The 26742-nt window shown below is 53.6% G+C and carries 19 protein-coding genes and 1 pseudogene; 11 read left to right on the forward strand and 9 right to left on the reverse strand.

Going from position 1 to position 26742, the window contains the following annotated elements:
* The 6 genes from infB to uraH form a co-directional block, all read right to left on the reverse strand.
* The coding region (gene infB / locus ACVBEF_RS10280; RefSeq protein ID WP_447123844.1) for a translation initiation factor IF-2 at nt 1-2529 on the reverse strand (2529 nt) is incomplete at its 3' end.
* Between the two features lie 50 nt (nt 2530-2579).
* Nucleotides 2580-4139, reverse strand: coding sequence for a transcription termination factor NusA (gene nusA / locus ACVBEF_RS10285; RefSeq protein WP_447123845.1), 1560 nt, complete (start codon nt 4137-4139; stop codon nt 2580-2582).
* Nucleotides 4136-4624 carry a ribosome maturation factor RimP gene (rimP, locus tag ACVBEF_RS10290; protein ID WP_447123846.1) on the reverse strand — a complete coding sequence of 163 codons (489 nt, stop codon included), beginning with the start codon at nt 4622-4624 and terminating at the stop codon, nt 4136-4138. The genes nusA and rimP overlap by 4 nt, the downstream gene beginning before the upstream one ends.
* A 329-nt stretch (nt 4625-4953) precedes the next feature.
* Nucleotides 4954-6933, reverse strand: a complete 1980-nt coding sequence (rluB, locus tag ACVBEF_RS10295) for a 23S rRNA pseudouridine(2605) synthase RluB (protein ID WP_447123847.1) — start codon at nt 6931-6933, stop codon at nt 4954-4956.
* Nucleotides 6933-7748, reverse strand: a complete 816-nt coding sequence (gene scpB / locus ACVBEF_RS10300; RefSeq protein WP_447123848.1) for an SMC-Scp complex subunit ScpB — start codon at nt 7746-7748, stop codon at nt 6933-6935. The genes rluB and scpB overlap by 1 nt, the downstream gene beginning before the upstream one ends.
* A gap of 393 nt (nt 7749-8141) precedes the next feature.
* Nucleotides 8142-8495: a hydroxyisourate hydrolase gene (uraH, locus tag ACVBEF_RS10305; protein ID WP_447123849.1), complete on the reverse strand. Its 354-nt coding sequence runs from the start codon at nt 8493-8495 to the stop codon at nt 8142-8144.
* A gap of 305 nt (nt 8496-8800) precedes the next feature.
* Between uraH and puuE the strand changes: the two genes are divergently transcribed.
* Nucleotides 8801-9757, forward strand: a complete 957-nt coding sequence (puuE, locus tag ACVBEF_RS10310; protein ID WP_447123850.1) for an allantoinase PuuE — start codon at nt 8801-8803, stop codon at nt 9755-9757.
* A 61-nt stretch (nt 9758-9818) separates the two neighbouring features.
* Here puuE and ACVBEF_RS10315 read toward each other — a convergent pair whose 3' ends face one another.
* Both ACVBEF_RS10315 and ACVBEF_RS10320 read right to left on the reverse strand, forming a co-directional pair.
* Nucleotides 9819-11444 carry an HAL/PAL/TAL family ammonia-lyase gene (locus ACVBEF_RS10315; RefSeq protein WP_447123851.1) on the reverse strand — a complete coding sequence of 542 codons (1626 nt, stop codon included), beginning with the start codon at nt 11442-11444 and terminating at the stop codon, nt 9819-9821.
* 130 nt (nt 11445-11574) lie between these two features.
* The gene (locus ACVBEF_RS10320; RefSeq protein ID WP_447123852.1) at nt 11575-12816 is read right to left on the reverse strand and encodes a urate hydroxylase PuuD; all 1242 of its coding nucleotides are present in this window, start codon (nt 12814-12816) and stop codon (nt 11575-11577) included.
* Between the two features lie 453 nt (nt 12817-13269).
* Between ACVBEF_RS10320 and ACVBEF_RS10325 the strand changes: the two are divergent.
* The 7 genes and pseudogenes from ACVBEF_RS10325 to ACVBEF_RS10355 all read left to right on the forward strand — a co-directional run bounded on the left by ACVBEF_RS10325 (nt 13270) and on the right by ACVBEF_RS10355 (nt 20524).
* Nucleotides 13270-14207, forward strand: a pseudogene (locus ACVBEF_RS10325) (LysR substrate-binding domain-containing protein).
* Nucleotides 14208-14391: 184 nt separating this feature from the next.
* Nucleotides 14392-15786 carry a nucleobase:cation symporter-2 family protein gene (locus tag ACVBEF_RS10330; protein ID WP_447123853.1) on the forward strand — a complete coding sequence of 465 codons (1395 nt, stop codon included), beginning with the start codon at nt 14392-14394 and terminating at the stop codon, nt 15784-15786.
* Nucleotides 15787-15855: 69 nt separating this feature from the next.
* Complete coding sequence (locus ACVBEF_RS10335) at nt 15856-17616, forward strand: allantoate amidohydrolase (RefSeq protein ID WP_447123878.1); 1761 nt, start codon at nt 15856-15858, stop codon at nt 17614-17616.
* A 206-nt stretch (nt 17617-17822) separates the two neighbouring features.
* A complete protein-coding gene (locus ACVBEF_RS10340; RefSeq protein WP_447123854.1) occupies nt 17823-19184 on the forward strand; it encodes an 8-oxoguanine deaminase in 1362 nt (453 codons plus the stop codon).
* A gap of 80 nt (nt 19185-19264) precedes the next feature.
* On the forward strand, nt 19265-19729 hold the full coding sequence (locus ACVBEF_RS10345) for an RDD family protein (RefSeq protein WP_447123855.1): 465 nt from the start codon (nt 19265-19267) through the stop codon (nt 19727-19729).
* Nucleotides 19719-20093 carry an AbrB/MazE/SpoVT family DNA-binding domain-containing protein gene (locus tag ACVBEF_RS10350; RefSeq protein ID WP_447123856.1) on the forward strand — a complete coding sequence of 125 codons (375 nt, stop codon included), beginning with the start codon at nt 19719-19721 and terminating at the stop codon, nt 20091-20093. The genes ACVBEF_RS10345 and ACVBEF_RS10350 overlap by 11 nt, the downstream gene beginning before the upstream one ends.
* Nucleotides 20090-20524 (forward strand): PIN domain-containing protein, encoded by a 435-nt coding sequence (locus tag ACVBEF_RS10355; protein ID WP_447123857.1) that lies wholly within the window; start codon nt 20090-20092, stop codon nt 20522-20524. The genes ACVBEF_RS10350 and ACVBEF_RS10355 overlap by 4 nt, the downstream gene beginning before the upstream one ends.
* Nucleotides 20525-20699: 175 nt before the next feature.
* On the opposite strand, the gene ACVBEF_RS10360 is transcribed toward ACVBEF_RS10355, so the two are convergent.
* Nucleotides 20700-20837: a hypothetical protein gene (locus ACVBEF_RS10360; RefSeq protein WP_447123858.1), complete on the reverse strand. Its 138-nt coding sequence runs from the start codon at nt 20835-20837 to the stop codon at nt 20700-20702.
* A gap of 54 nt (nt 20838-20891) precedes the next feature.
* Between ACVBEF_RS10360 and ACVBEF_RS10365 the strand changes: the two genes are divergently transcribed.
* The 3 genes from ACVBEF_RS10365 to ACVBEF_RS10375 are packed head-to-tail and all read left to right on the forward strand — an operon-like array spanning nt 20892 to nt 26664.
* Nucleotides 20892-22334 carry a Wadjet anti-phage system protein JetA family protein gene (locus ACVBEF_RS10365; RefSeq protein WP_447123859.1) on the forward strand — a complete coding sequence of 481 codons (1443 nt, stop codon included), beginning with the start codon at nt 20892-20894 and terminating at the stop codon, nt 22332-22334.
* On the forward strand, nt 22331-23059 hold the full coding sequence (locus tag ACVBEF_RS10370) for a DUF4194 domain-containing protein (protein WP_447123860.1): 729 nt from the start codon (nt 22331-22333) through the stop codon (nt 23057-23059). Before ACVBEF_RS10365 ends, ACVBEF_RS10370 begins: the two co-directional genes overlap by 4 nt.
* On the forward strand, nt 23056-26664 hold the full coding sequence (locus ACVBEF_RS10375) for an ATP-binding protein (protein ID WP_447123861.1): 3609 nt from the start codon (nt 23056-23058) through the stop codon (nt 26662-26664). Before ACVBEF_RS10370 ends, ACVBEF_RS10375 begins: the two co-directional genes overlap by 4 nt.
* The last annotated feature ends 78 nt before the right edge of the window (nt 26665-26742 follow it).

The following is a 26742-nucleotide window of genomic DNA, read 5'->3' on the forward strand; positions in this document are numbered from 1 at the left end:
GCAGTCGGTGATAGCTTCTCTAAGCGCCCGGTTCATCGAGCACGAATCGATTTTGCGCGCTTGTGCATCAGCACGGACGTTAAAGCCGATGATGACCGCTTTCGAAGCTAACGCCAGATTGACGTCAGACTCGGTGATACCACCAACGGCAGCATGCACAACCTGAACCCGGACTTCACTCGTCGACAGTTTTTGCAATGACTGTACCAACGCCTCTTGTGAACCCTGCACGTCGGTCTTGATGATCATCGGCAGATTTTTAACTTCGCCTTCGGCCATCTGATCGAACATGTTTTCCAGCTTAGCAGCTTGCTGTTTAGCCAATTTAACGTCACGGAATTTACCTTGACGGAATAAACCGATTTCACGCGCTTTGCGCTCATCGACCATGACCATGACTTCTTCACCGGCTACTGGCACTTCTGTTAAACCCTGAATTTCAACAGGAATAGAAGGACCAGCTTCGCTGATAGCCTTGCCATTTTCGTCAAGCATCGCACGCACACGTCCATATGCCGATCCAGCCAAGACTACATCGCCGCGCTTCAACGTACCGGACTGAACCAATATCGTTGCGACCGGGCCACGTCCTTTATCAAGGCGCGCCTCAACCACCAAACCACGCGCTGCAGTGGTAATAGGGGCTTTCAATTCAAGTACTTCCGCCTGCAACAAAACCTGCTCGAGCAATGCTTCAATGCCTTCGCCAGTTTTAGCCGAGACACCGACAAAAGGTGACTCTCCGCCGTATTCTTCAGGCACAACTTGCTCAGCGATCAACTCTTGCTTAACGCGATCCATATTCGAACCAGGTTTGTCGATCTTAGTGACGGCTACGACCAGCGGAACACCAGCTGCTTTTGCATGCGCAATCGCCTCTTTCGTTTGCGGCATCACGCCATCATCACCAGCAACCACCAAAATGACGATATCGGTCGCTTTTGCACCACGTGCACGCATTGCCGTAAATGCTTCATGGCCAGGCGTATCGAGGAAAGTAATCATTCCACCCGGTGTTTCAACGTGATACGCACCGATGTGCTGCGTAATTCCGCCAGCTTCACCAGACGCCACTTTAGAACGACGGATGTAATCCAGTAACGATGTTTTACCATGATCAACGTGACCCATGACAGTCACTACCGGCGCACGTGAGACAAACTCAGCATCAGCATGTTCTTCACCGTCAACCAGCAAGGCTTCCGGGTCGTCTTCTTTGGCAGCATGTGCAGCGTGGCCCATTTCTTCCACCAAAATCATGGCGGTTTCTTGATCCAACACTTGATTAATGGTGACCATTTGGCCAAGTTTCATCAAATGCTTAATGACTTCCGATGCCTTGACTGCCATCTTATGGGCAAGCTCGGCAACGGTAATGGTTTCAGGAACGTACACATCCTTGACTACTGCCTCAGTAGGAACTTGGAAGTTCGTTTCGTGATCATCACTATGTGAGCTACGACGACCCTTACCACCACTACGCCAACCATCGCGACCGCCACCTGCATTCCCACGGGTTTTAATGCCAGCACCGCGCTTTTTAGCGTCATCCGACCAGGTCGAAGACACATTTGCAGATTTAATCGATTTCTTATCGACGACAACTTTCTTGTCGTCTTTTTTCTCGCCAGGTTTTTTATCAGCGGGCTTGTGTAGTGTTCCTGCTGGCGCTGCTTTAGCAACAACAACCGGGGCAACCACAACAGGCTCAGGCGCTTTAATGACGCGGCGAGGCGCGTTCATCATCGCCTTGATTTGCGCTACTTCATCCTGCACGGCTTTACGGGCACGCTCAGTTGCAGCGGATTTTTCGGCTGCGTCCTTAGCGGCTTCTGCCACTTTTTTCTTAGCTTCTTCAGCAGCTATACGCTTCTTCTCGTCTTGCTCTGCGTGATCAGCAGTTTTCACTGGCGTTGATGCAGGTGTAGAAGAAGTAGCTTCTGGTGCGGCAGCAACTGCCGCTTTCTTTGCGTCAATTTCTGCTTTTTTGGCTTCGGCTTCCACTTTTCTGGCATCGCTCGCCGCTTTTTCTGCAGCCTTTGCTTGCGCTTCCTTCTCTGCTTCAAGCTTTACCAGATAATCTTGCTTTTCTCGCAGCTCAGCTTCTTGACGGGCCATTAATTCAGCTTGACGGCGCGCATCTTCTGCACGACGAGCCAATTCAGCTTCATCAATAACCGCAACAACAGGCTCAACCGGAATATCAGTCGTTTCCACCGCAGGCTCATCACGCTGGACGAAAGTACGCTTCTTGCGCACTTCAACCTGGATCGTGCGTGACTTCCCTGTTGCATCAGCTTGCTTGATCTCGGTGGTTTCCTTACGGGTCAGCGTGATCTTCTTTTTCTCGCCATCAGTCGCCGCACCGTGCGAACGTCGCAGGTGTTCCAACAAACGATCCTTGTCTTCTTTCGACAAGGAAGCATCCGTCGAATCTTTCGAGACGCCTGCTGAGCGCAACTGCGCCAGCAATACATCTGCAGACATCTTTAGCTCGGTGGCAAATTGGGCTACATTATTACTCGCCATTCAGTCCTCTTTTCTATGTGGCGCGGTAGACGACATTGGAACCTCGCGGATCACTTGACTTCCGCGGTATTCCATGCTTTAGCCTGTAAGGCTTTGGCACGATCATCGTACTTGGCATCGATGAGTTTCATCTCATCGTCGGTCACATCTTTAAATTCTTCTTTAATCAATTGACGGGCGCGGTCAGTTGGCAAAGCCAGAATCGCACCAAATTCGTCATACGCAAGACCGGCGAAAACCGCCAGAGTCTTGACACCTGCCAAGCCCAACTTACCAGCGACAACACGGTCCATGCCATCAAAATTGGCTAGCGCATCTTCCATGCCTTCCATGCCTTCTTCCGAAGCAATAGCTTCTGTCACCAATGCATCGCGTGCACGGTTACGCAACTCGTTGACAGTCTCCTCATCAAACGATTCGATTTCCAAAATTTCGGTAATCGGCACATAAGCGATTTCTTCAAGACTGGCAAAACCCTCTTCTACCAGAATATCAGCGACTTCCTGGTCAACATCGAGTTTTTCCATGAACAGTGCACGGATCGCAGCAGTTTCAACAGCTGACTTATCTGCAGATTCTTCGGCTGTCATAATGTTGATTTGCCAACCGGTGAGCTCTGCTGCCAAGCGTACATTTTGACCACCACGACCAATTGCGATAGCCAAATTTTCAGCATCGACAACGACATCCATCGCATGCTTTTCTTCATCAACTACTATAGACGAGACATTTGCCGGCGCAAGTGCGCCGATCACGAACTGTGCCGGATCTTCAGACCACAATACTATATCAACACGCTCGCCACCAAGTTCGCCAGTGACTGCTTGTACACGTGATCCACGCATACCAACGCAGGTGCCGATAGGATCAATACGCTTATCGCTTGTATATACGGCAATCTTGGCCCGAACACCTGGGTCCCGTGCAGCCGATTTGACTTCAAGCGAACCTTGCTCAATCTCCGGAACTTCGAGCTCGAACAATTTCATGATGAATTCTGGTGCAGTGCGCGAAAGAATGACTTGCGGGCCACGAGCATTGCGATCTATGCGCAAAATAAAGGCACGAACACGGTCGCCAATACGCAGATTTTCCTTAGGGATAGTCTGATCGCGCGGCAAACGTGCTTCAATTTTGCCTGACTCGACGATGGCATCACCACGCTCCATGCGCTTAATTGTGCCTGTCACCAGCGAGTCGCCACGCTCCAGAAAGTCAGCCAGAATTTGCTCGCGCTCTGCGTCACGAATACGCTGCAACACTACTTGCTTGGTATCCTGCGCAAAACGACGACCGAACTCAACCGATTCAATCGGCTCTTCAATGTGATCATCCACTTCGACGTCATCGATTTGTTCTTTTGCTTCAAAAAGCAAAATTTCCTGATCTGGTAATTGCAGGCCCGCTTCATCAGGCACAACGTGCCAGCGACGAAACGATTCGAACTCACCAGTTTCACGATCGATCGATACACGAATATCAACATCACCTTCATACCGTTTCTTGGTTGCCTGACCAAGTGCATGCTCGAGCGCGCCGAACACTACGTCTCGGTCGACGTTTTTTTCATGCGCGAGCGCATCGACCAACAATAAAATTTCGCGACTCATGCTTTGCGACTCCTAAAATTCACCTGCGGCACCAAGCGTGCCTTTTCGACATCAGCGAATGTAAAATCCAGCACCGCTGACGACCCATCGTTTGCTTCAAATTCCAATTTCAGATTATCGCCATCGGGCACCTGCAAAATACCCTGAAACGTTTTTCGATGCGCAGGACCCGGCATCGGCAAACGCAACTTGATAATCACTTCGTTACCCGCAAAGCGCACATAATCTGCATATTTTTTTAAGGGACGATCCAAGCCCGGTGATGACACTTCAAGCCGCTCGTACACCACATTTTCGACCGTCAAGACATGCAGCAACTGATGTGTCACTTTTTCGCAATCTTCAACAGTGATGTTCCCTTGTTCGGCATTTTCGGGGGTAACGTCGATAAAAACGCGCAATAAGCCACCTGCGGCTTTCTCGAGCTCTACCAACTCATAGTCCATGCCTACAACAGTTTTTTCGATCAGTTCCAGCACCTGCAAGGCGACTCTCCATTAAATAGCTACGCATTTCATCGCCCGAAAAAACCTGCAACAAATGTTTAGCAAAAAAAAAATGGGCATCAGCCCATCTTCTTATTACTTATTATTTGATGCTGTCTTTCACGACGACAATTGCGAAATGACTTTTGTTAACTTATAAAGTATAAGCTATCGGCATGGTTTCCGCAATGCGGAAACCATTTTTTCTTGTTATCGTCAATTTTAAAAAGATAAATAAAAATTATCAAATGATAATTTTTAAAATCCAAGCCAACAATATTTAAACGCGCAATCACGTATTTAAATACCTGAACAAATCAACGACATCCTTACCGTGGACGTCTGCGTGGTGAACCCGGAGTTCCCTGACCTTGATGGCCGCCAACTGGTGCTCTACCGCCTGCACGAACGGGACGCGCATTGTTGTTATTACGTCGCTGCCCGGCATCAGGAAAACCGAGTGCAGTTTGCAAAGGATCGGGCTGACGACTACGCTGCTGCCCCTGAGGGCGCCCACCTTGACCACCCTGGCCCTGCCCTTGGTATCCTTGCGTCTGATTCGGACCTCGCCCCTGATTCTGACGCGACTGTCCGTAACCCTGCCCTGGCCCTTTATTAAAACCTTGACCCGGATTTTGTGGACTGCTACTAGCGCGATTACCATTTGGCTCGCGATCACGCTCCCTTGCATCATCGCGCCCCTTGTTACCACCAGCACTAGGCGCTGCTATTTTTTCCAACCCATTAGCAGCCATCATTGCTCGTACAGCATTCTCATCCAACTCTTCCCAGCGACCGCGTTTCAGGCCACGCGGCAATGTCATTGCTCCGTAACGCGTACGAATCAAACGGGAAACAGTCAGGCCGATTGCCTCGAACATACGGCGCACTTCGCGATTACGACCTTCACCGATCGTCACGCGGTACCATTTATTGATACCCTCGCCGCCGCCGTCTGCGATCTTTGAAAATTGCGCAGTGCCGTCGTCCAGTTCAACGCCAGCCAACAATTTTTGGCGCATCCCCTGCTCCAACTCACCAAGTGTACGCACCGCATACTCACGATCAATGTTGTAACGCGGATGCATCAGCTTATTAGCCAGATCGCCGGAGGTTGTGAACAGCAGCAATCCTTCGGTATTAAAGTCGAGACGACCAACGGCCAACCATTTGGCAGCCTTCATATTTGGCAAACGATCAAATACCGATGGGCGACCATCCGGATCGTTATGGCTAACAATTTCGCCTGAAGGCTTGTGATAAACCAATACCCGTGGTGGACGCTTCGACACTTTGCGTTGTAACAATTTGCCGTTAATGCGTACCTGATCGCTCGGCAAAATGCGCTGACCGATATGGGCCGGCTCACCATTGACCGAGACACGACCGGCAATAATCAACTCTTCCATGTCACGGCGCGAACCCAATCCAACCTCTGCCAACACTTTATGCAATTTCGGCGCATCGTCTTCAGCCGTCAGATCGCGACGCACATTTTTTTGTGGCGCATTCCGACCGGCACGTTCAGTGGCTTCATCCTCGGTCACCAAGTCATCGAAATCTTCTGATGTCACAAACGAGAACACCTCATCGGCATCGGCGACACGCGGAGCACCTTGGGTTTTCTGACCCGGGCGACCTTGCTGGTTATGCGGTTTTTTAGCCTGCTGACGATCACGCGAATTCGTATTGTTGAGACTATTACCGTTATGACCGTCACGGCCCGGCGTCCGCCCTTCGCTACGACCGCCTGTACGTGCATTGCGTTCATTGCGCGGCGCACTCGCAGGAACCGCTCCAGTATCGGTATTGCCATTCGACTCAGATGGTGCAGGAGCATCAAGCGACACCACTTGCGACGAATCAACCGCTGGCTTTTGCGCAGCAAGTTCTTGCGCACGCGCAGCACGATTAGTACGTAATGCACGGGGGCCGCGGACACCACGTCGAACCGGCTTCTCTACAGAATTAGCATCACCAGATGAAACTGCCTCCAATGGTACAAACACCGGCGCTTCTGCAACGACATCAGTTACCGGCAATTTCTTTACCGCTGGTTTTCTGGGCCGCTTAGCTGGAACAACAGTTTCAGCTGAGACTTCGGCTACAAGCTCTTTTGCCACAGGCTTTTTGCGTGGAGCACGCTTTACCGGGGACTCAGAAGCGTTGGAGTCGCTAACACTCGCCTCTACCGCCAATGGCGCATCAACAGAGGCTTTACGCGCTCTTGGCTTTTTGGCCGGCTTCGACTCAGGGGTGTTTGCAGCAGCGTCGACTATCGGCGCGTCATTGGAACTAGGAGGATTCATTATTCAGATGGTAGTTGTGCAGACCGGGCTCGATAATCATCAGCTGACTCAAGCGGTGGGTCGTTGGTAAAAACTTCATTAGGTGCAACTGATGTTTCAGTCGGCTGTACGGGCGCAAGTTCATCGGTAATGACTGCCATGTCGCCCAGCTGTTCAGGAGTTGCTTCTGGTGTTTCTGTGGTTGCCGAACTCACTGCAACCTCTCGGCTCGCAGCCAGACTTGCCTCAAGATCCGCTTCCAACGCTTGTAACTCAAGCAATGTACCTTCCTGCATATCATTCTTAGCGACTTGCTGTAACGGCGGCAACTGATCCAAAGATGTCAGGCTAAGATCATCCAAAAACTGCTTGGTTGTAGCAAATAATCCAGGCCGCCCAGGCACATCACGGTAACCGATGGCTTCAATCCAGCCGCGCTCTTCGAGCATCTTGACTGTCTGCGAATTGACCGTTACGCCGCGAATTTCTTCTATATCACCACGGGTCACAGGCTGACGATAGGCAATAATAGCGAGAGTTTCAAGGGCTGCACGTGAATATTTCGGTGGTTTTTCCGGATTCATGCGCTCCAGATACATTTTCATCTCAGGCCGACTTTGAAAACGCCAGCCAGTGGAGAGAGAAACAACCTCAATTCCCTTATCCGACCAATCGTTGCGCAATTCTTCCAGCATCAATTTGATCGCATATGAGTCAAATTCACCATCAATGTCATCATGCACCGAATAGAGTTTTTTCAGGTCGTTAATCGACAATGGCTCATGAGCACAGAGTAGCGCTGTTTCGAGGACTTTCTTCGCCTCAACAATATCCATGTACGACGTATTTTAAAATTTTATTAACAATATGCGGAAAAGTAGGTTCGGTGGCGACAATGTGTCGCCTGCGACCGGATCAAATTGAAACGCGTTGATACTGCCGTCCGACGCTCAGGAGGTACAAAATTGGGCGGGACAAGAAGGCTTGACGGTGAGGCGAAGTTACCACTTGCATACGTCAGCCATCTCTTTTCTTTCGAGGATAGTAAGCGATTTAGGAATCAGCCTGCCTATTTTGCAAAAGATATTGCCCTGATTCTAACACAAGCTTTTGTGCGAGCATGCATTGAATTTTGATGTTGTTAGTTAGCCCTGCTTGCTACGATCGCACTTCAAAGTGCCCGTTCACTCGCAGAGACTGCATAGCGTACTGACCGTACTGACGTTGAATCAACTTCCCCGATAAGTCGAATACGACCACGGCGACACGACCAAAGGCACGTGATAACTCTGTTCCGCATTCGCAATCCCGAACGCCAGGATGACCTGATCAACGAAACGCGGCGTCGGCACGTTCACGCCTTCAGCAGCAAAATAATCCCCGGCAGCAAACACCAGCTCATATTGCCCCACCTGCATTTCCGCTCCTTGCAGCAAGGGCGCATCGCAACGGCCATCGGTATTTGTCACGACATTTTTCAACAGCGTTTTGCCATTCGCATTCACGGCATACAGCGCAATGTGCACGCCAACGCCCGGTTTTCCCTGCGTGATGTCCAATACGTGCGTACTTAACTTCCCCATTATTTTTCCTTATATCGGTTCAAGAGTGATAGGACTTACGCAAAATCGTTCCAGCAAGGCAAACTTTTGATGCCAGTACGAACCGTACGGCTAGGCGGGCGTAACGCTGCTGAGGCGATTTTGCGTAAGTCCTAAGTGAATTATCTATCCTGATCAAATCATATACCCCAGAATGGTGGTCAATATACTATCGCGCATATATTAATCATGAGCTCAGGCTACATAATTGCATCCATTGTCATACTTGGCTTTGCCAATATTTTGCAGATTACGTTAATCAAATAAGAGTATAAAAATACATGCCTATGTCAAATACCCCCAGCACTTACCCCCGCGATCTGATCGGCTACGGCCGCACGCCGCCCCATCCACAATGGCCCGGTCAAGCCCGAATAGCCCTGCAATTTGTCCTCAATTACGAAGAAGGCAGCGAAAACTGCGTCCTCGACGGCGACGCCGGCTCCGAAACATTCCTCTCTGAAATCATCGGCGCGCAAAGTTTCCCGGCCCGTCACATGAGCATGGAATCGCTCTACGAATACGGCTCCCGCGCTGGTCTATGGCGCTTGCTGCGCATGTTTGAAGACCGCAAATTGCCATTAACGATTTTTGGTGTAGCCCGCGCCCTACAGCGCAACCCCGAAGCCACCGCCGCCTTTGGGCAACTCGGCCACGAAATTGCCTGTCACGGCCTGCGCTGGATCAGTTACCAAAACATCGATGAAGCCACCGAACGCGCGCATATCGCTGAAGCCGTCGCCGTCATCAAAGAACTCACCGGCAGCGCCCCGCTCGGCTGGTACACCGGGCGCGACTCACCCAACACGCGCAGACTCGTCATGGAACACGGCGGCTTTAGCTACGATTCCGACAACTACGGCGACGATCTCCCGTTCTGGGAGCAAGTCAGCATCAACGATCCAGGCGCGCCGAACGGCACCACCACCACACCGCAACTCATCGTCCCGTATACCTTAGATACCAACGATATGCGCTTCGCCGCACCGCAGGGATTTAACTCCGGCACGCAGTTTTTCGATTATCTTAAAGACGCCTTCGACGTGCTCTATCAAGAAGGCGACCCGCAAGGCCTGAATCAGCCCAAGATGCTCTCCGTCGGCCTGCATTGCCGCATGGTCGGTCGTCCGGCCCGCGCCGCAGCGTTGGCGCGCTTCCTCGACTATGTGCAATCCCACGATAAAGTCTGGATTGCGCGCCGTATCGATATCGCAGACCACTGGCGCACAACACATCCATTTTGATTCGTTCATTAAAAAAACGCACAGCGAAAACTGTGCGTTTTTTTATATTAAACAAGCAACTTTACACAAACTCCCCAATCTTCCCGACCACAGCATCCCGCACCGATCCGCTCACCACAAACGACTGTGCCATCAAAATATCGCCATGGAACCAACGGTCCCCATCCAGACAAGCCGGAATCTGACGGCGGATTTCATCGTAAGCAGCCTGCGTACCCTGCCCCAGCACAAAGTCCGGCAACAAATCCTCCGTCATCGTCAACGCCTGCGCCGCCAACAACATTTCGACACCAATGATGTATTGCGTATTAGCAACCACAGTGGCCGCCTTGCGTGCGCACCAGGTTGAGTTGGAAACGTGATCTTCGCTATTACCCTTGGCCGGAATGCTATCGACGCTACCCGGCATGCACAGTGTACGGTTTTCCATCACCAGCGAACTCAAGGAACATTGCACCACCGGATAACCGGTATTGACCCCGCGCACGCCGCTCATCAGATTGCGTGGCAAACCCCATGACAAGGTCGGATCGATCAAACGCGCCACGCGTCGCTCGCAAATACTGCCCAGATCCGTGATCGCCATCGCCATCAAATCCATCGCCTGCGCCAGATATTGACCGTGGAAATTACCGCCGGAAATGATCTCAAAGCCGCCGCCATCCTTGCCGAAAATCAACGGATTATCGGTCGCCGAATTGATCTCCTTATCAACAATATTGTCGATATAGTCCAGCGCATCAAACACCGGTCCATACACCTGCGGCGCACAGCGCAATGAATACACATCCTGAATCCGGGCCGAATAAGGAATATCGGTCCGACGCGTCTCTTCCGGAAACTGCACCGAGCGCGCCTCGTGCGTAGTCCGGGTCGAACCCTTGAGCAACTTACGCACCACCGCCGCCGTTTTGATCTGACCAGCATGCGGACGCGCTTGCTGAATCCGTGGATCAAAGGCCGCCATCTCAGCGCGCATCGCCTCCAGCGTCAAACCCAGCGACAAACAAGCGTCCGTCAGCAAATTACGCGCATCGTGCGCTACCAACACCGCAACAGCCAGCGACGCCGTACAACCATTAATCAAGGCCGACGCATCTTTAGCCTGCAAATCAAACTTCACCGGCCCCAGGCCCGCCTTCACAATCGCCTCAGGCGCACGCATGCGCTGACCCTGATACATCACTTCAGCCTCATCAAATCCCGCAATCGCCGCCGCCAGATACGACAACGGCGCCAGGTCGCCAGACGCGCCGACAGAGCCTTTTTGCGGCATGATCGGATGTATCCCGGCGTTCAAAAACGCCAGCAAACGATCCACCACCTCAACCCGCGGGGCCGAATAATTACTCGCAAAAGCATTCGCCCGCAGCAACATCGTGGCGCGGCTGACTTCTTCCGAAAACGGCTCGCCTATTCCGGCGCAATGGGCCTTGATCAATTGGGTCTGAAATAGCGCGATGTGCTCAACCTTGATCCGTGTGTCTTTGAGCAAACCCACGCCGGTATTAAAGCTGTACATCATCGGCGCATCGTCATGCATCCAGGTCGCTTCGATATAGTCGCGACTTTCTTTCAAAGCAGCGCGAGACGACTGCGCCAACGTGACCGGCAAATGAGGAGCACGGGCCACGCTGACAACTTGCGCTGCGGTCAGGGTGAAGCCGTCAATGGTGAGCATAGTCATAGTAACTTTCAAAAATAGGTGTATTTCAGGGCGCAAAAAAGCGACAGGAAGCCAGCGACGTCACCGTCGCTGTTGTCCTGATTTTTACGCTATTGAATTAATTGCTAAGAGAGCGGGAGGCTACTGGAAATTACTTAGCACCCGCCTGATACCACGCACCGATCAGTGCGCGTTCATCGTCAGTAATCTTGGTCATATTCGCCAGCGGCATGGCTTTCAACTGCACCGCTTGCTGATAAATCCTGAACGCATTTTGACGAATCATATCCGGCGACTCCAGCATCACCCCGGCAGGCGCAGAAGCAAAGCCCGGCTGTGTTGGTTTTGCCGCATGGCACTCGACGCAACGCGCCGTAATAATCGACTGTATATGTTCCATATCGGCCACCGGCGCATTCGACGCAACTGCAGCATTGACCGCCCCATCAACCACCGCAGGAGCTTTGATCGGACGCGGCGCAATCGCCACCGCCACCGCAATCAACAACGCCAGACCCGCCGCCGGATAACCCCACGAAACCCGCCCCGCATGGCGCAGATTAAAGAAGTGACGGATCAACACGCCAGCGGCAATAATCGCCGCCAATATCAGCCAGTTATACGCATGGCTATACGTCATCGCATAATGGTTACTGATCATGATGAACAGCACCGGCAACGTGAAATAGTTATTGTGGACGCTGCGCTGTTTCGCTTTTTTGCCATACATTGGATCAGGCGATTTGCCCAAACGCATGGCTTCGACCAACTTGCGCTGCCCCGGAATAATCACCATCAGCACATTGCCCACCATCATCGTGCCGATCATTGCACCAACGTGTATATACGCGGCACGACCGCTGAGCAAATGGCTCAACACATAGGCCGCTGCAACGATAAACAGATACATCACAATGCCGAACAAACCATTACGTTTGCCCAAGGGCGAACGGCACAGCAAATCGTAGAACGTCCAGCCAATGACCAAGGTGCCCAAGCCGACGCCGATGGCCTGCCATGCGCTCAGGTCAGCAACTTCTTTATTAATCATCATCGCCGAAGCGTTGAAATAATAAACAATGAACAGCATCGCAAAGCCGCTCATCCAGGTGGCATAAGCCTCCCATTTAAACCAATGCAATTCTTGCGGCAACTCCGCGGGAGCCACCAGATATTTTTGCGGGTTATAAAAGCCACCGCCATGCACCGCCCACAACTCGCCAGAGACGCCTTTATTGGCCAGATCAGAACCCGGCTTGGGTGGACGGATCGAATTATCGAGCCAGACGAAATAAAAGGACGCGCCGATCCACGCAATCCCGGTAATCAAATGCAGCCAGCGCACCAGCAAATTGAGCCATTCGACTCCGTACGATACTAAGATTGAATCCATTGTCATCCTCAACTTTTTACGCTCGTCTGCCACTGCGGGCACTGCAAACGAGAGAGGGCCACCCCCTCAAAACCAGGCCGCGAACTTGATCATTACCAAATAATGACCAGCTCCGCTACGACCGCTATGACTTACGTTTGCTTGCTTATTTGCCACTTCCTGCACTGTACGTGCACTTCCCGCTAACGCAGTCACTTTCTTTTGCCCGAAGCGGCACTGCAAATCCAAGTGCGGCAACCGCGCAACACTCAGACACAATCCACCTCGGATTGATGGAAGATAAACGTGTTTGCCTTTAAAAGTAGTTTATTTGACGTATATTTAACATACGTATATCGATATACAAACCGGACTAAAACAACACAAATAATAAATAAACAGCGCCAGACAAATTGCTTGTATTGCATAAACACAATGACACGAGCAAATTGCAGGCCATCATCTGGAGACACCATGTCCAAACTTCCCGACCATCTCGACATTCACCTCATCCGCATCCTCCATCTATTACTCGTCGAAAAAAACGTCTCCCGCGTCGCGCTCAAGCTCAATCAGCCGCAACCATCGATTTCCGCCTCACTACGCAAATTGCGCGAACTAACGGGCGACCCGCTCTTAGTGCGCGGTGCACGCGGCATGGTCCCCACTCAGCACGGCGAAAGCCTGCTCAAACCCGCCAAACGCATACTCGACGAGACCGAACGCCTGTTCGTCCACAAGACCGCCTTTGTCCCACAAGAAGAAGCGCGCACCTTCCACATCGCCGCGCCCGATTACATGAACACGCCCTTCTTTCTCGAACTTGTCGCCAGAATGCGCAAAGACTCACCAAAAAGTCGCATCGTCATCCACGCACTAGGGCCAGAAACCGATTACGTGCGCCTGCTCTCAGACGGCGACCTCGATCTGGTCATCGCCAACTGGGACGAACCGCCCCAACATTTACATTTATCCAAACTATTCGACGACCCCATCGTCTGCCTGATGCGCGCCGACAGCGCCTACGCCAAACGCACCGCGCCCGACGCCATGACGGTGGAAGACTATCTGAGCCTGCCGCACCTTGCCCCCTGGCAAGTCCTGCCCGGCTACCACGGCATCATCGACGCCTTTCTCGACCGCCAAAACATGCGCCGCAACGTCGTGGTCGAATCCGCCTATTTCGGCATGCTCCCTTATATGGCGGCACAAACCGATCTGGTCCTCACCACAGGCCGCCAATTCGCCCAGTTTTATGAAAAAAACCTCGCCCTAAAAAGCTTTACATTGCCGATCAAATTCCCGCCGATGCGGTTTTATCAGCTCTGGCACGAGCGCGTCATCAGGCAACCGAACATAAATGGCTGCGCGAACAAATCAGTCAGATCGCCAAAGCCATGATCATCAAATAAACATGCTGCTTATATGCAAATATCGCAATCAACTATCAGCCCAGACATATAACGTTCTCCACGGATGCCTATAGTATCGGCCATGACAATATCTACTTAGCCCAATTGGGCTGGCGTAAATCTTGCTCACCCTATATTTATAAACAATAAAATAATTCTAAAAAATTCCCGGAGACAACCCACCATGAACACCACCATCGACCCCGTCGACGAAAAACTACCCATCACCAAACTCACCGCACTCGGCATGCAGCACGTACTCGTCATGTACGCCGGTGCGATTGCGGTCCCGCTGATTGTTGGCGGCGCGCTCCATCTGTCCAAAACCGATGTCGCCTTTCTGATTAGCGCCGATCTGTTTTGTTGCGGACTCGTCACCCTCATCCAAAGCCTCGGCTTCTGGAAATTTGGTATCAAAATGCCCGTCATGATGGGCGTCACCTTCGCCGCCGTCGGACCGATGGTCGCCATGGCAGGCAATCCTGATTTAACGATCGTGCACATTTACGGCGCGGTGATTGTCTCCGGGATTTTCTGCATGCTCGCCGCCCCCTACATGAGCCGGATGATGCGATTTTTCCCGCCCGTCGTAACAGGCACCGTCATTACCGTCATCGGCATTTCGCTCATGGGCATCGGCATTAATTGGGCCGCAGGCGGTCAGCCGGTGATCGGCAAACTGGTAGATGGCGTGTTCACCAAAATGCCCAACCCCGATTACGGATCACCGACCAGCCTTGGGATTGCCCTGCTGGTCTTAATCTCGATTTTGCTCATCACCAAATATCTCAAAGGCTTTATTGCCAATATTTCGGTCTTGATCGGCATGGTCATCGGCTTTTTAATCGCCTTATCGATGGGAAAAATCAGTTTTATCGGTCTTGGCGACGCCGACTGGTTTGCCTTCATCCGTCCCTTTCATTACGGCTGGCCACAGTTCGATCTCGGCTCCATCATCAGCCTGTGCTTAGTCATGATCGTGACCATGATTGAATCGACCGGGATGTTTATTGCACTGGGCGAAATCGTCGGCAAAGACATCGACGACCAAACACTGGCGCGTGGCTTGCGCGTCGATGGTCTGGGTTCGCTCATCGGCGGTATCTTCAACACCTTCCCTTACACCTCGTTCTCGCAAAACATCGGTCTCGTCGGCGTCACCGGCGTGCGCAGCCGCTATGTCTGCGCCGCTGCTGGCGTGATTCTGATGGCGTTTGGCCTGTTCCCTAAAATGGCCAGCGTCGCCGCATCGATCCCGCAATTCGTACTCGGCGGCGCTGGCCTGGTGATGTTTGGCATGGTCGCGGCGACCGGCATCAAAATCCTCGCAAAAGTCGATTTTGTCCACAACCGCAATAATCTTTTCATCGTCGCCGTCAGCATCGGAATGGGCATGATTCCCCTCGTTGCGCCGACTTTCTTTAACCAAATGCCCACCTTTTTAACGACCATTTTGCACAGCGGCATCTTGCTGGCGTCCGCGATGGCCGTCTTACTCAATCTGTTCTTCAATGGTGCAGGCAGCAAAGACCACGCGCGTGCATACGCCGTTGCCGCCGCGCAAAGTTCAGACCATTAATGTATGAGCGGGTCCCACCCGTCAATATTTACGCAAAGGATCAGGCGAGTGGGACTCGCCGACGAACAGATGACCACTCTGGACCAACTCAACGGCTGCGACGCCCACGCTTTCACAGCGACCCTCAACGGCATTTACGAACATTCGCCATGGATCCCTGAACGCGCCGCGCAACAGCGCCCGTTTGTCAACATCACCGCCCTCAAGTTGGCGCTGCAAGATATCGTGCGCAACGCCACACACGACGAACAACTCGGCCTGATCCGCGCCCACCCCGAGCTGGCAGGCAAAGCCGCCATCTCCGGCACGCTCACCGCAGAATCCACCGGCGAACAAGCCAAAGCCGGCCTCAACAATTGCAGCCCGGAAGAGTTCGCCACCCTGCAACAATTAAACGCCGCCTACAACGCCAAATTCGCCTTCCCCTTCATCCTCGCCGTCAAGGGCGCCGACGGTCAGGGTTTATCGCGCACCGCCATCATCGCCGCCTTCAGCCGTCGCCTGAAAAATCAGGTCGCCGACGAGCAAGCCGAAGCGCTGCGCCAAATCGGCAGAATCGCCGAAATGCGCACCAATGATCTGCTCGGGACCACGCCGCAATTAGGCGCGACCATCATGCAATGGGCCGAAACAATCGGTGCCTGGAGCGACGACGACGGTGTCCTCACCTGCGCCTACATGACCGACGCCCACCGCCGCACCGCCGCCCAAATCGCCGACTGGATGCGCGCCGCTGGCATGCAAGCCGAGATCGACGCCGTCGGCAACGTTGTCGGCCGCTATCTGTCGGACAACCCCAACGCAAAAACCCTGATCACCGGCTCGCACTACGACACCGTGCGCAACGGCGGCAAATACGATGGCCGCGAAGGTATTTTGCTACCGATCGCTATCATCAAACATCTCAACGAACGCGGCGAAAAACTGCCCTTCCATTTGGAAGTCATCGGCTTCTCAGAAGAAGAAGGCGTGCGCTTCAAAAGTACCTTTCTAGGCAGCAACGCCGTCATCGGCCAGTTCGATATGAACTTGCTAGACAATCTCGACCGCGATGGTGTGAGCATGCGTACAGCACTACAAAACGCCGGGCACGATCCGGCCATGATTCCATCGCTGGCACGCAATCCCGCTGATGTACTCGGCTACGTCGAAGTCCATATCGAGCAAGGCCCGGTGCTGCTGCAACACGATTTACCGGTCGGCATCGTCACCTCGATTGCAGGTAGTTGCCGCTACATGGTGCAGCTCAAAGGCGTTGCCAGCCACTCCGGCACGACGCCCATGACCATGCGCAAAGACGCCGCCACCGCTGCCGCCGAAATGATTCTCTACGTCGAACAACGCTGTGCGCAAGATCAGCAAGCCTCGCTAGTCGGCACTGTCGGCCAGCTACAAGTCCCCAACGGCTCCACCAACGTCATTCCCGGCGCGTGCGTTTTCTCGCTCGATATCCGCGCCGCCGATGACGCTATCCGGGATGCCGCCGTTAATGACGTACTGGCTTTTATCGAATCCGTTTGCCAGCGTCGCACCGTTGAAAGCAACGTCGAAAAAATGGTCTCCGCCCCTGCTGTGCCGTGCGCACCGTGGCTGATGGCACAACTCACCGCCGCCACAGAACGCGCTGGCGTGCGCCCGTTCACACTCGCCTCGGGCGCAGGTCACGATGCCATGGCAATGGCTAAAGCCACCGACGTCGCCATGTTGTTCACCCGTTGCGGCAATGGCGGTATCAGCCACAATCCATTGGAAACAATGACCGCCGACGACGCCGAAGTCTCCGCGCAAATCTTGCTGGATTTCCTGCGCAACTTTGTTCCAAAGTCCTGAACCAGAGCCGGAGGGTTGATATTTGACGTAAAACAACACTCCCCCGTTCGGACTGAGTAGGCACGCAGTGCCGTATCGAAGACGTACAAACGCATGCGTATACTTCGATACGCCCTCCAGGCTACTAAGTACAAACGGGGGAGGTTAACAATTCAAACATCACCCCCCTTAGTGATTCGACCAGAATTACCTTCCTCCCCATCAAAATGTCCAAAACTCTCCTCATCAAAAACGCCCGCGTCCTCGTCACAATGAACGCGCAGCGAGAAGAAATCGCCAACGGTGCAGTCTTCATCCGCGACAACATCATCGAACAAGTCGGCTCCAGCACCAACTTGCCGCACAGCGCCGACGAAGTCATCGACGCCAGCGATCACGTCGTCATCCCCGGTCTGGTCAACACCCATCACCACATGTATCAAAGCCTGACCCGGGTGATTCCGGCGGCGCAAAACGGCGAGCTATTCAACTGGCTCACCAATCTGTATCCGATCTGGGCCAATCTCACGCCCGAAATGATCAAAGTCTCGACCCTCACCGCGATGGCTGAACTGATCCTCTCCGGCTGCACCACCAGCAGCGACCATCTCTACATTTACCCCAACGGCTGCAAGCTCGACGACAGCATCGAAGCCGCCCAACAGATCGGCATGCGCTTCCACGCCGCACGCGGCTCCATGAGCGTCGGCCAGTCCAAAGGCGGCCTGCCGCCCGACTGCGTAGTCGAAGACGAAAACGCCATCCTGAAAGACACCCAGCGCTTAATCGAGACCTACCACGACGCCCAACGTCACGCCATGCAACGCATCGTCGTCGCACCCTGCTCACCGTTCTCAGTCTCACGCGACTTAATGCGCGAATCCGCCGTCTTAGCCCGTCAGCACGGCGTATCCCTGCACACCCATCTGGCCGAAAACGCCAACGACATCGCCTACAGTCGTGAGAAATTCAACATGACGCCCGCCGAATACGCCGAAGACTGCGGCTGGGTCGGGCACGACGTCTGGCACGCCCACTGCGTCCAGCTCGATGACGACGGTATTTATATGTTTGGCCGCACTGGCACCGGCATTGCCCACTGCCCCTGCTCCAACATGCGCCTGGCCTCCGGGATTGCACCGATCCGCAAAATGATCACCGCCGGTGTCAACGTCGGCATCGGCGTAGACGGCTCCGCCTCCAACGACGGTGCGCACATGCTAGGCGAAGTCCGTCAGGCCATGCTGCTGCAACGCGTCGGCTTCGGCCCCGACGCCATGACTGCGCGGCAAGCGCTGGAAATGGCAACGCTAGGCGGCGCAAAAGTCTTGAACCGCGACGATATTGGCGCGCTCAGACCCGGCATGTCAGCTGATCTGGTGATGTTTGATTTGAATCAGGTTCGGTTTGCTGGTGCCTGGCACGACCCGGTCGCCGCGCTGGTTTTCTGCACCCCGTCGGATGTGGCCTACAGCATCATTAATGGGCGGGTTGTTGTGCGTAAAGGGCAATTGACTACAGTGGATCTGGGCAATGTGCTGGAGCGGCACAACACATTGGCACACTCTCTGGCAGAAGCGGCGCGCTAATTTACCTCACAGGCAACAAATGTATTTCTTGTAAAATCACGCGTTTTACGAGAATGCATTACTAACTACGGAGTTGCCAAATGAATGAAGCGGTCGAGCTGGAATACGTAGGATTTTGGGCCAGAGTCTGGGCCAGTATTATCGATACGGTGTTGATGATGCTGGTTATTTTTCCAATATTGTTCGCCGTCTACGGACGGGAACATATGTCATCTGGCCTAGAGCTCACCGGGTGGGCAGACATCATCTTTACCTACCTCCTGCCTGCCGCTATCGTGATCGCGTTCTGGAGAGCTAAAAAAGCGACACCGGGGAAAATGGCCATCGGTGCCACCATCGTCGATGCCAGGACCGGCGAGCTGCCGAGCGTTATGCAGTGCGTCATTCGCTATCTTGGCTATTTCGTGTCGACAATTCCTTTTGGTCTCGGCCTGATCTGGGTAGGGATCGATAAGCGTAAGCGCGGATGGCACGACATGATTGCCGGCACCGTTGTTGTACGACGCAAGAATAGAGGCACTGAGCCGGTCATATTTGGCGGGTAACGATCAATGTTGCAACCGTATTTCCGAGAAAAATCTCGATCTTTACCATTTGACACAAAGTAAAGATTTTAGTATCTTTACCTTTATCATCAAAGTAAAGAGGTACAACATGTCAATCTTGAGTCTGAAACGCCAGGTCACACTGCCAAAAGAGCTTTGTGATCGGTTATTCGTAATACCGGGCGATGATCTTACGTTCCTTGAACACCAAGGGCGGATCACGATTATCAAAAAAATTAAAGGCAGCAGCGACGGTGCGCTGCGTCATCTGAAAGGTAACGCCAAATATTCCGATAGCGAATCATTGCAAGATACGCTGGCGAAAAAACATGACGTTCACCCTGCCAAAAAGCATGCCGCATGATTGCAGTCGATACCAATGTTCTATTACGTCGCCTGCTCGGCGATGACCTCAGCCAGGCAGCAAAAGCGCGCAAGCTCTTCGATCAGGCCGAGCAGATTTTGATTACCGATATTGTGCTGGCAGAGACCATCTGGACGCTCAAAGGCAAGCGGTATAAGGCATCGAAAGAAGACATTGCCACAGTCATCATGGGATTGTTGGAGGAGCCCAATGTCGTCTTTGAGAGCCAACAAGCGGTATGGTCAGCTCTCAATGACTACCTCAACGCACCCGTAATCAAAACGCCCGATGGCATGCGAACAGCCGATCTGCCGGATGCCTTAGTCGTCAACAAGGCAAAAGCGACGATGGTGCAATGGGGCGCGACCTATGAGGCCACATATACATTCGATCTGGCAGCACAGGCGCTGGCTGGCGCGAAAGCGCTTTGATCTTCAGAACGCATAGAGCCCGTCAAACTCCCCCCATACAGACAGTGCAACTAACCGAGTCCGTCCAAAATCCGTCCGACTTGCGTATGAAGGCGCACCACCCGTACCCACGCCTGCGGCTATACCAGGCCGATGTCATCCATATAATTCTAGAAACGGCAGTTGACCGCGTCGGTTACGTCGATAACACCTGATCCAAGCAGACTAAGCTGACCAAATGCAGCGCGCCATTCGCCACATGCGCAATCACCTTGTTACCACTCCACAAGACGGCAATATCGATCGCGCAGAAGTTTAATGAAATGCCTTTCACTGAAACTGCGAACCCTATATATTCTTGCCTACTCCATTTTTAGCAGGTAAAACTTTGTTTTTTGACATCGATAGACGCCACTTTTTCAGACCCGTTGCCGGCAAGCACCGCAGTGTTGTCGTTGCCTGTGTCCACACACTGTATGAGCGCCTGCATGGCCCCAGCGCCGACTATGCGCAAAACCTGACACGCGACAGCCTGCGCGACTTGTTATTGCCAGTGGTCCACGAGGCCCGACAGTTGCTGGCGCTACAAGACGATGCCGCGACCGAAGACGCAAACTCAAACACAAACACAAGCATCATTCCCGACCATGCCGATGACCAGCAAAGCACCAGCGCCATCATTCGCGCCCTGCACGCTGACGGCTGGCTGGAAACCTTTGGTGAGCGCGCCGGTCTCGTCATCGCCTACCGCTTTTCACGCGCTGGCAAATTGTTCGCAGAAGCCTTTTGGTCGCTCAATCGGCGCAGCGCCCGCACCCGTCAGCGCAATGTGCGCAGTTGCCGCAACGCCCTCGACGCCGCTTGGCGCAACAACGACGCCTATGACCTGATCGACGCCTACGAATACGCAGAAAAAATCATCAGCGACCTCTCCGAAGGTGTGGACTATTTTCAGGAACTGGTCCGACGCCTGATGCTGGAAGCGGCGCAAACGCCGTGGGATAACTTCATGGAATTTCTCGACCGGTTCGAAAAAGAATTCAAGAAGCAACTCACCGCCGACAGCATCGAGCGCCATCGTCAGGCCATCCGAAGCTTGATTGCGCAGCTCCACAGTCTCGATGAGGACAGATCGCGCTCTCTCGAATGGCAACTCAACGACATCGCGCCCTGGGCCGAACAGGAACGGGTCGGCCTCTCTACCGTCGCATGGATGCTCGATCGCATCGAAGACATGGTCGAAGCTGCCTGCACCACCAAACATCCAGAGTTGATCAAGGCCATGAGCGTCTACATGCAACGCGCCGCAGGCATCGTGCAACAAGCGCTGATGCTGCGCGGCGGCCACACGCGCCAAGCCTATAGCGCCGCCATCGCCACGACTGCGAGCCTCAGTGGCGAGGCGCAAAACGCCTTTCTCAACCGCATCGGCGACGCCATCGCCCCCGCCGCCATACGGCTACTGGACCCGGCCAGCTTCAAGCTGCGCACCGTCTCCCAGCGCCGCAAAGCGCTCACCGTCACCGCGCAACCAAAAGTCTCGCGCGAGGCCCGCTTGATTGCCGCCATGTACCGTGCCGAAGCAGACGCCTTTGCCTTATCCAACGACGACATCGTGCACCGTATCCGTGCCGAATTACACTTGCGCGATCGACCGATTCGGCTCTCCACGCTACCGGCGGCCAACACCACCGATGTCCTCAACAATATGCAATTGGTCGAAGCCGTCCGTGGTGCGCGTGACGCCACCCTCAAGGTCACCAAACTGCCCACCAAATTGTGGAATGACTTCTACGCCGGTGATGACTATCAGATTGAGATTAAAAAATGACATTGCATGCAGCCTTAACTACCCAACTCAGCGAACACAACATCGCCCCGGAACGCTTCCGTGAAATCGTCGGGCGCCTGTTTTCAGTCGGCATCGTGGTGCGTGAAGAAGATGGCGTTGAACAACGTTTATACGACGATGCACGCCGCATCGAAGACTGCCTCAGAGACTATTTCCAACTCGGCGGTTTTCGTCTTGAGCACAATCTGAAGGGTGAATTTTTCCGCCTCTATGCACCCGGTGCCGACGTGCCCGGCTTGCAGGAAGACGGCATGGAACCCATCCCCGGATTGCGGGCGCGCTTGTCGCCCGACTTTGTCGCTGCTGCGCTGGCCTTACGTTTTCAGTATCAACAGGGATTGATCGAAGGCGGCAATCGGCTCACCGACGCCGGTGAAGTATTGATTCGCTTTGAAGAATTATCAGCCACTTTACAAACCCAGTTAAAGCGCACCTTACCGGCCAATGCCGTTGACCGGCAACGCCTGTTGGCTGACTTAAAACGCCATCGTTTAATTCGCCTCTCTGCCAATTTCAGCATGGATGACGAAGACGCCCTGCTGGCGATACGACCATTAATTCTCGGCATCATTAGCGATGACATGTTAGAGGCGGCATTGGACGCCGACGCCACCGATGCTGCTGATCCAGAACAATCATCGACGGCGCAAGAAGACCCGATTCCCCCCAACATGCTTGAAGACGAACAAGGATTTTCACTATGAAACTGGAAAAACTCATCCTGGTGAACTGGGGCGCATTAACCTCGCAAGAATACCCAATGGGCAATATGACGCTGCTGACCGGCCCCACCGGCTCCGGCAAGTCCACCATGCTCGACGCCTTGCAGACCGTCATGACGGCGGTGTATCAAAACATTTTTAGCTACAACCCCGGTCAGGACGAAACCAATCAGAGCGCACGTAACGGCAAAACCAAACGCACACTCTGGTCCTACATCGTCGGGGCCGAAGACAACCTGTTCGCACGGCCCAGCGCGCACGGCTATATCGCCGCCATCTTTTCCCCCAGCGAAGGCGAAGAAGGCAGCACCTTCACCGCGCTGGTGGGAGCTGCCGCCCGCGTTGACGGCACGGGCGAGTGCCGCAACGCCATTGGTGAACGCATGGCGCTACTCATCATCGATGACGTCGCCCTCAGCATCGACGACCTGACTTCACGTGAGTTAGACGGCGGCATGCAAGTCGTCGCTGTCGAAAAAATCGAACAGCATCTGGCCGCCAGATACCGCAACGTCAACAACCTGCGCGAGAACAAACACGAATATCTTTGTCAGTTATACGGCCGCTTTCGCGGTCTGAAATCCGTCTCTTTCGCCGAAGCGTCGGGCGCAGCCAAGGCCTGGAGTCAATCGATTGCGCACAAGCCCATCGGCAGCGTTGACGATCTGGTCAAGCGCCAGATCCTCGAACTTGACACCACCGACATGACCAAGCGTATCGGCGACATCAGCAAACTGATGCGGCAAGTCGGGGCCTTGCGCAAAGAAGGCGAACGCATCGAAGACAACCTGGCCCGACTCGATCATCTGGCCAAAACCGTCGCCGACACCACCCGCGCCCACGAACTGGCGAGCCAGTCGCAATTACTGGTTTCATCGCTAGCCTTGCGCGACAATCAGCGCCAACTCGAAGTAGCAACCGACGCCATCGACACGGTGCAAATAGCGCTAGAAAAAGAAAGCGCCATAGTCGATGCGCTAGAGAATGATCAGAAAGCCAAAAACCGTAGCCTGACCCAAATACAAGCGCAAATGCTCGGCATTCCTGCCGCCGCACAAAAGCAACGCCTGGAAGATCAGATCAGCGATAGCAACAACAAGATCAAAACCGTCTTTAAAACCCTGCAAAAAAATGCAGAGCTGGCCCAAAAACTCGATACCGCCGCACAGCACGCCGCAGGTATGCAGCTCCCCACCGAACAAAGCAAGCTCATCGACGCCGCAAGAGAAGTCGCTGCCGCCTTATCTGCAACCGGAAAACACGACGTTGCAGCGCTATTAGAAAACATCAGCGCGCTCGAAAAGATGGCTGAAATCGACACCCTCAAAGCGCTCCTGCTAGTCAACAATGCCCAAGGCGTCGATCAGGTATTGGCCCGATTACACGCCGCATTGGCAGGTGCCGAGCATAGCTTCATCGCCGCCCTCCAATCACAAATCGGGCTACTCGACGCCAGCACCAGCGCGGCCTTGAAACGCGAAAAAGACAGCGCCGCACGCAAAGCCAATCTGGCTCAGGGCGGTGCAGATTACCCGCCGCATATTCGTCACGCACTCAACCAATTCAGCGCAGAGCTGGGCGCAGCAAAGGTGCAAGTATTGTGCGATCTGGTCGAGCCGTTAAACACCGACTGGCAACCCGCCATTGAAGGCTATCTGGGCGGTGCACGCTTCAATCTCATCGTCGATCAAGAATGGGAAACCCGCGCTATCAATTTTGTGCGTCAGCGCAAACTGCGCACGCATGTGATTCAAGGCAGTTTATGCCTCAAGCATCTGAAAGCCGAACGCACGCCTGGCGACTCTATCGTCCATGAACTCAGCGCCGAGCATCCGATTGCCCACGCCTATTTGCACGAACAATACGGTCAGGTCCTCAAAGTAAAAGATGCCGAAACCTTGCGCCACACCCCACGCGGCATCACGCAAGACGGCAAAGGCAGCGGCTCGCGCACCATGTTCACGGCAGAAACCGACCATTTGGTATTCGGTCAGGAAGCCAAGCGTTTAGCCAGTCTGCGCGCAGAACAAGATCACGCAGAAGCCGAACAGGAGTTGACTCAACTGCGCCTGCAACTGCGCGAGTTGCAAGGCGCGCTGGCATTAATGGGCAAACTAGAATGCCCCTCCTTTACCGCCATCGCCGAGCTTGAACAAGCAGTGTCGAACATCGATGCTGCCCGTGGTGATGTCAGCCGTCTTGATTTAACGCAAGTGAGCAAACTCGAAGAAGAAGCCGAAGCCCTCAACCTTGAAATTGCCGGTCTGGAAGCGCATAAAAAAACCTGCAACAAAACCATAGGTGGCTACGATGCAAAGCTGCTGGCACTACAAAAAGAAGTCGCCGTTCTGACGACCGGAATGGCCGCCAGACAAGACGCCGTCGATGGCGACAGCGCCAAAATACGCGACCTCTGCATCGTCAACGCCGGCCTCTCTTTCACTGCAATGTCGGACCAAATCAATGCATGGGTAGCAGAGAAAAAATATTCCCCGCAACAAGCTTTAACGCAAAAAGATGCACAAAAATCGCGTACCTGGCAGATGTACAGCGACGTACGCAACGCCCTGGGCCTATATCACGCACACGCACGCATCGATGAACGTTTTGAAATCAGCGCCGCCGACGAAGCCCGCGACGGCGACTTTGCCCCTTTATATGCGCTAGTGGTCAAGCTACATGCCAGCGTGCGCGAACAATTAGCGCACCAACGCGGCATCGGCCTATACAAAAACGTCGAAAAACTCCGCACCGCCGAATCCTCCTTCAACGACGTCTTCACCAAACAATTCTGCTACGAGATACGCAACGCCATCGATACCGGCGTGAAGACGCTAAAGACGCTCAATATCGAACTCGACAAACTCAAATTCGGCACCGACAAATTCCGCATCGACTGGTCCGAATGGATACCGGAATTCAAAGCCTATTACGACTTCTTTTGCGCCACAGCCGAACTATCGGAAGCCAACGATTCCGCCAACCTGTTCGGTGCCTCAGAACTAAGTGCAGAGAACTGCGCCGTACGCGACCGTCTGGTCCAATTGCTATTGTCGGACGACGAAGAACGCGCCATCAAAGAACTACAACGCTTAGCCGATTACCGCAACTATCGACGCTACGAAATCTATAAAGAATCCGACACCGGCTCGCACATTCGCCTATCCGAATGGGGCACCGGCTCCGGCGGTCAATTAGAAACACCGGCCTACATCATCCACGCCGCCGTCGTCACCAACCGACTCAAACGGTTCGAAAAAGGTAGCAGTTTGCGACTATTGGTCAACGACGAATCATTCGCCAAAATGGACGAAGGCCGCGCCCGCGACGTATTGAAATTCCTGCGCGACAACCTCGGCATGCAACTGCTCTGCGCGATGCCGACCAAACATGCCGGGGCAATCAAACCAGAGTTTTCACGCGAATGGAGTTTTAGCCGTACTGAGGCCGAAGGCAATGGCGAAGTTGGTTTTGTGTCTGAAGCCGATGAACGCGAATTGCGCTCGGACAAACTGCGGGAGCTGTGGGAGTTGCGCCGGTCGCAGGTGCGGGAGCAGGCGCAGATGAAGTTTGAGATGGCGGAGTAAATACCGTAAATTGTTCACCAAAGAAGCGCTAATTAGCCTTGCGCCCTACCCGCTTCAAGCACCTATAGACCCGCCTCT

Source organism: Glaciimonas sp. GG7, assembly GCF_052976905.1.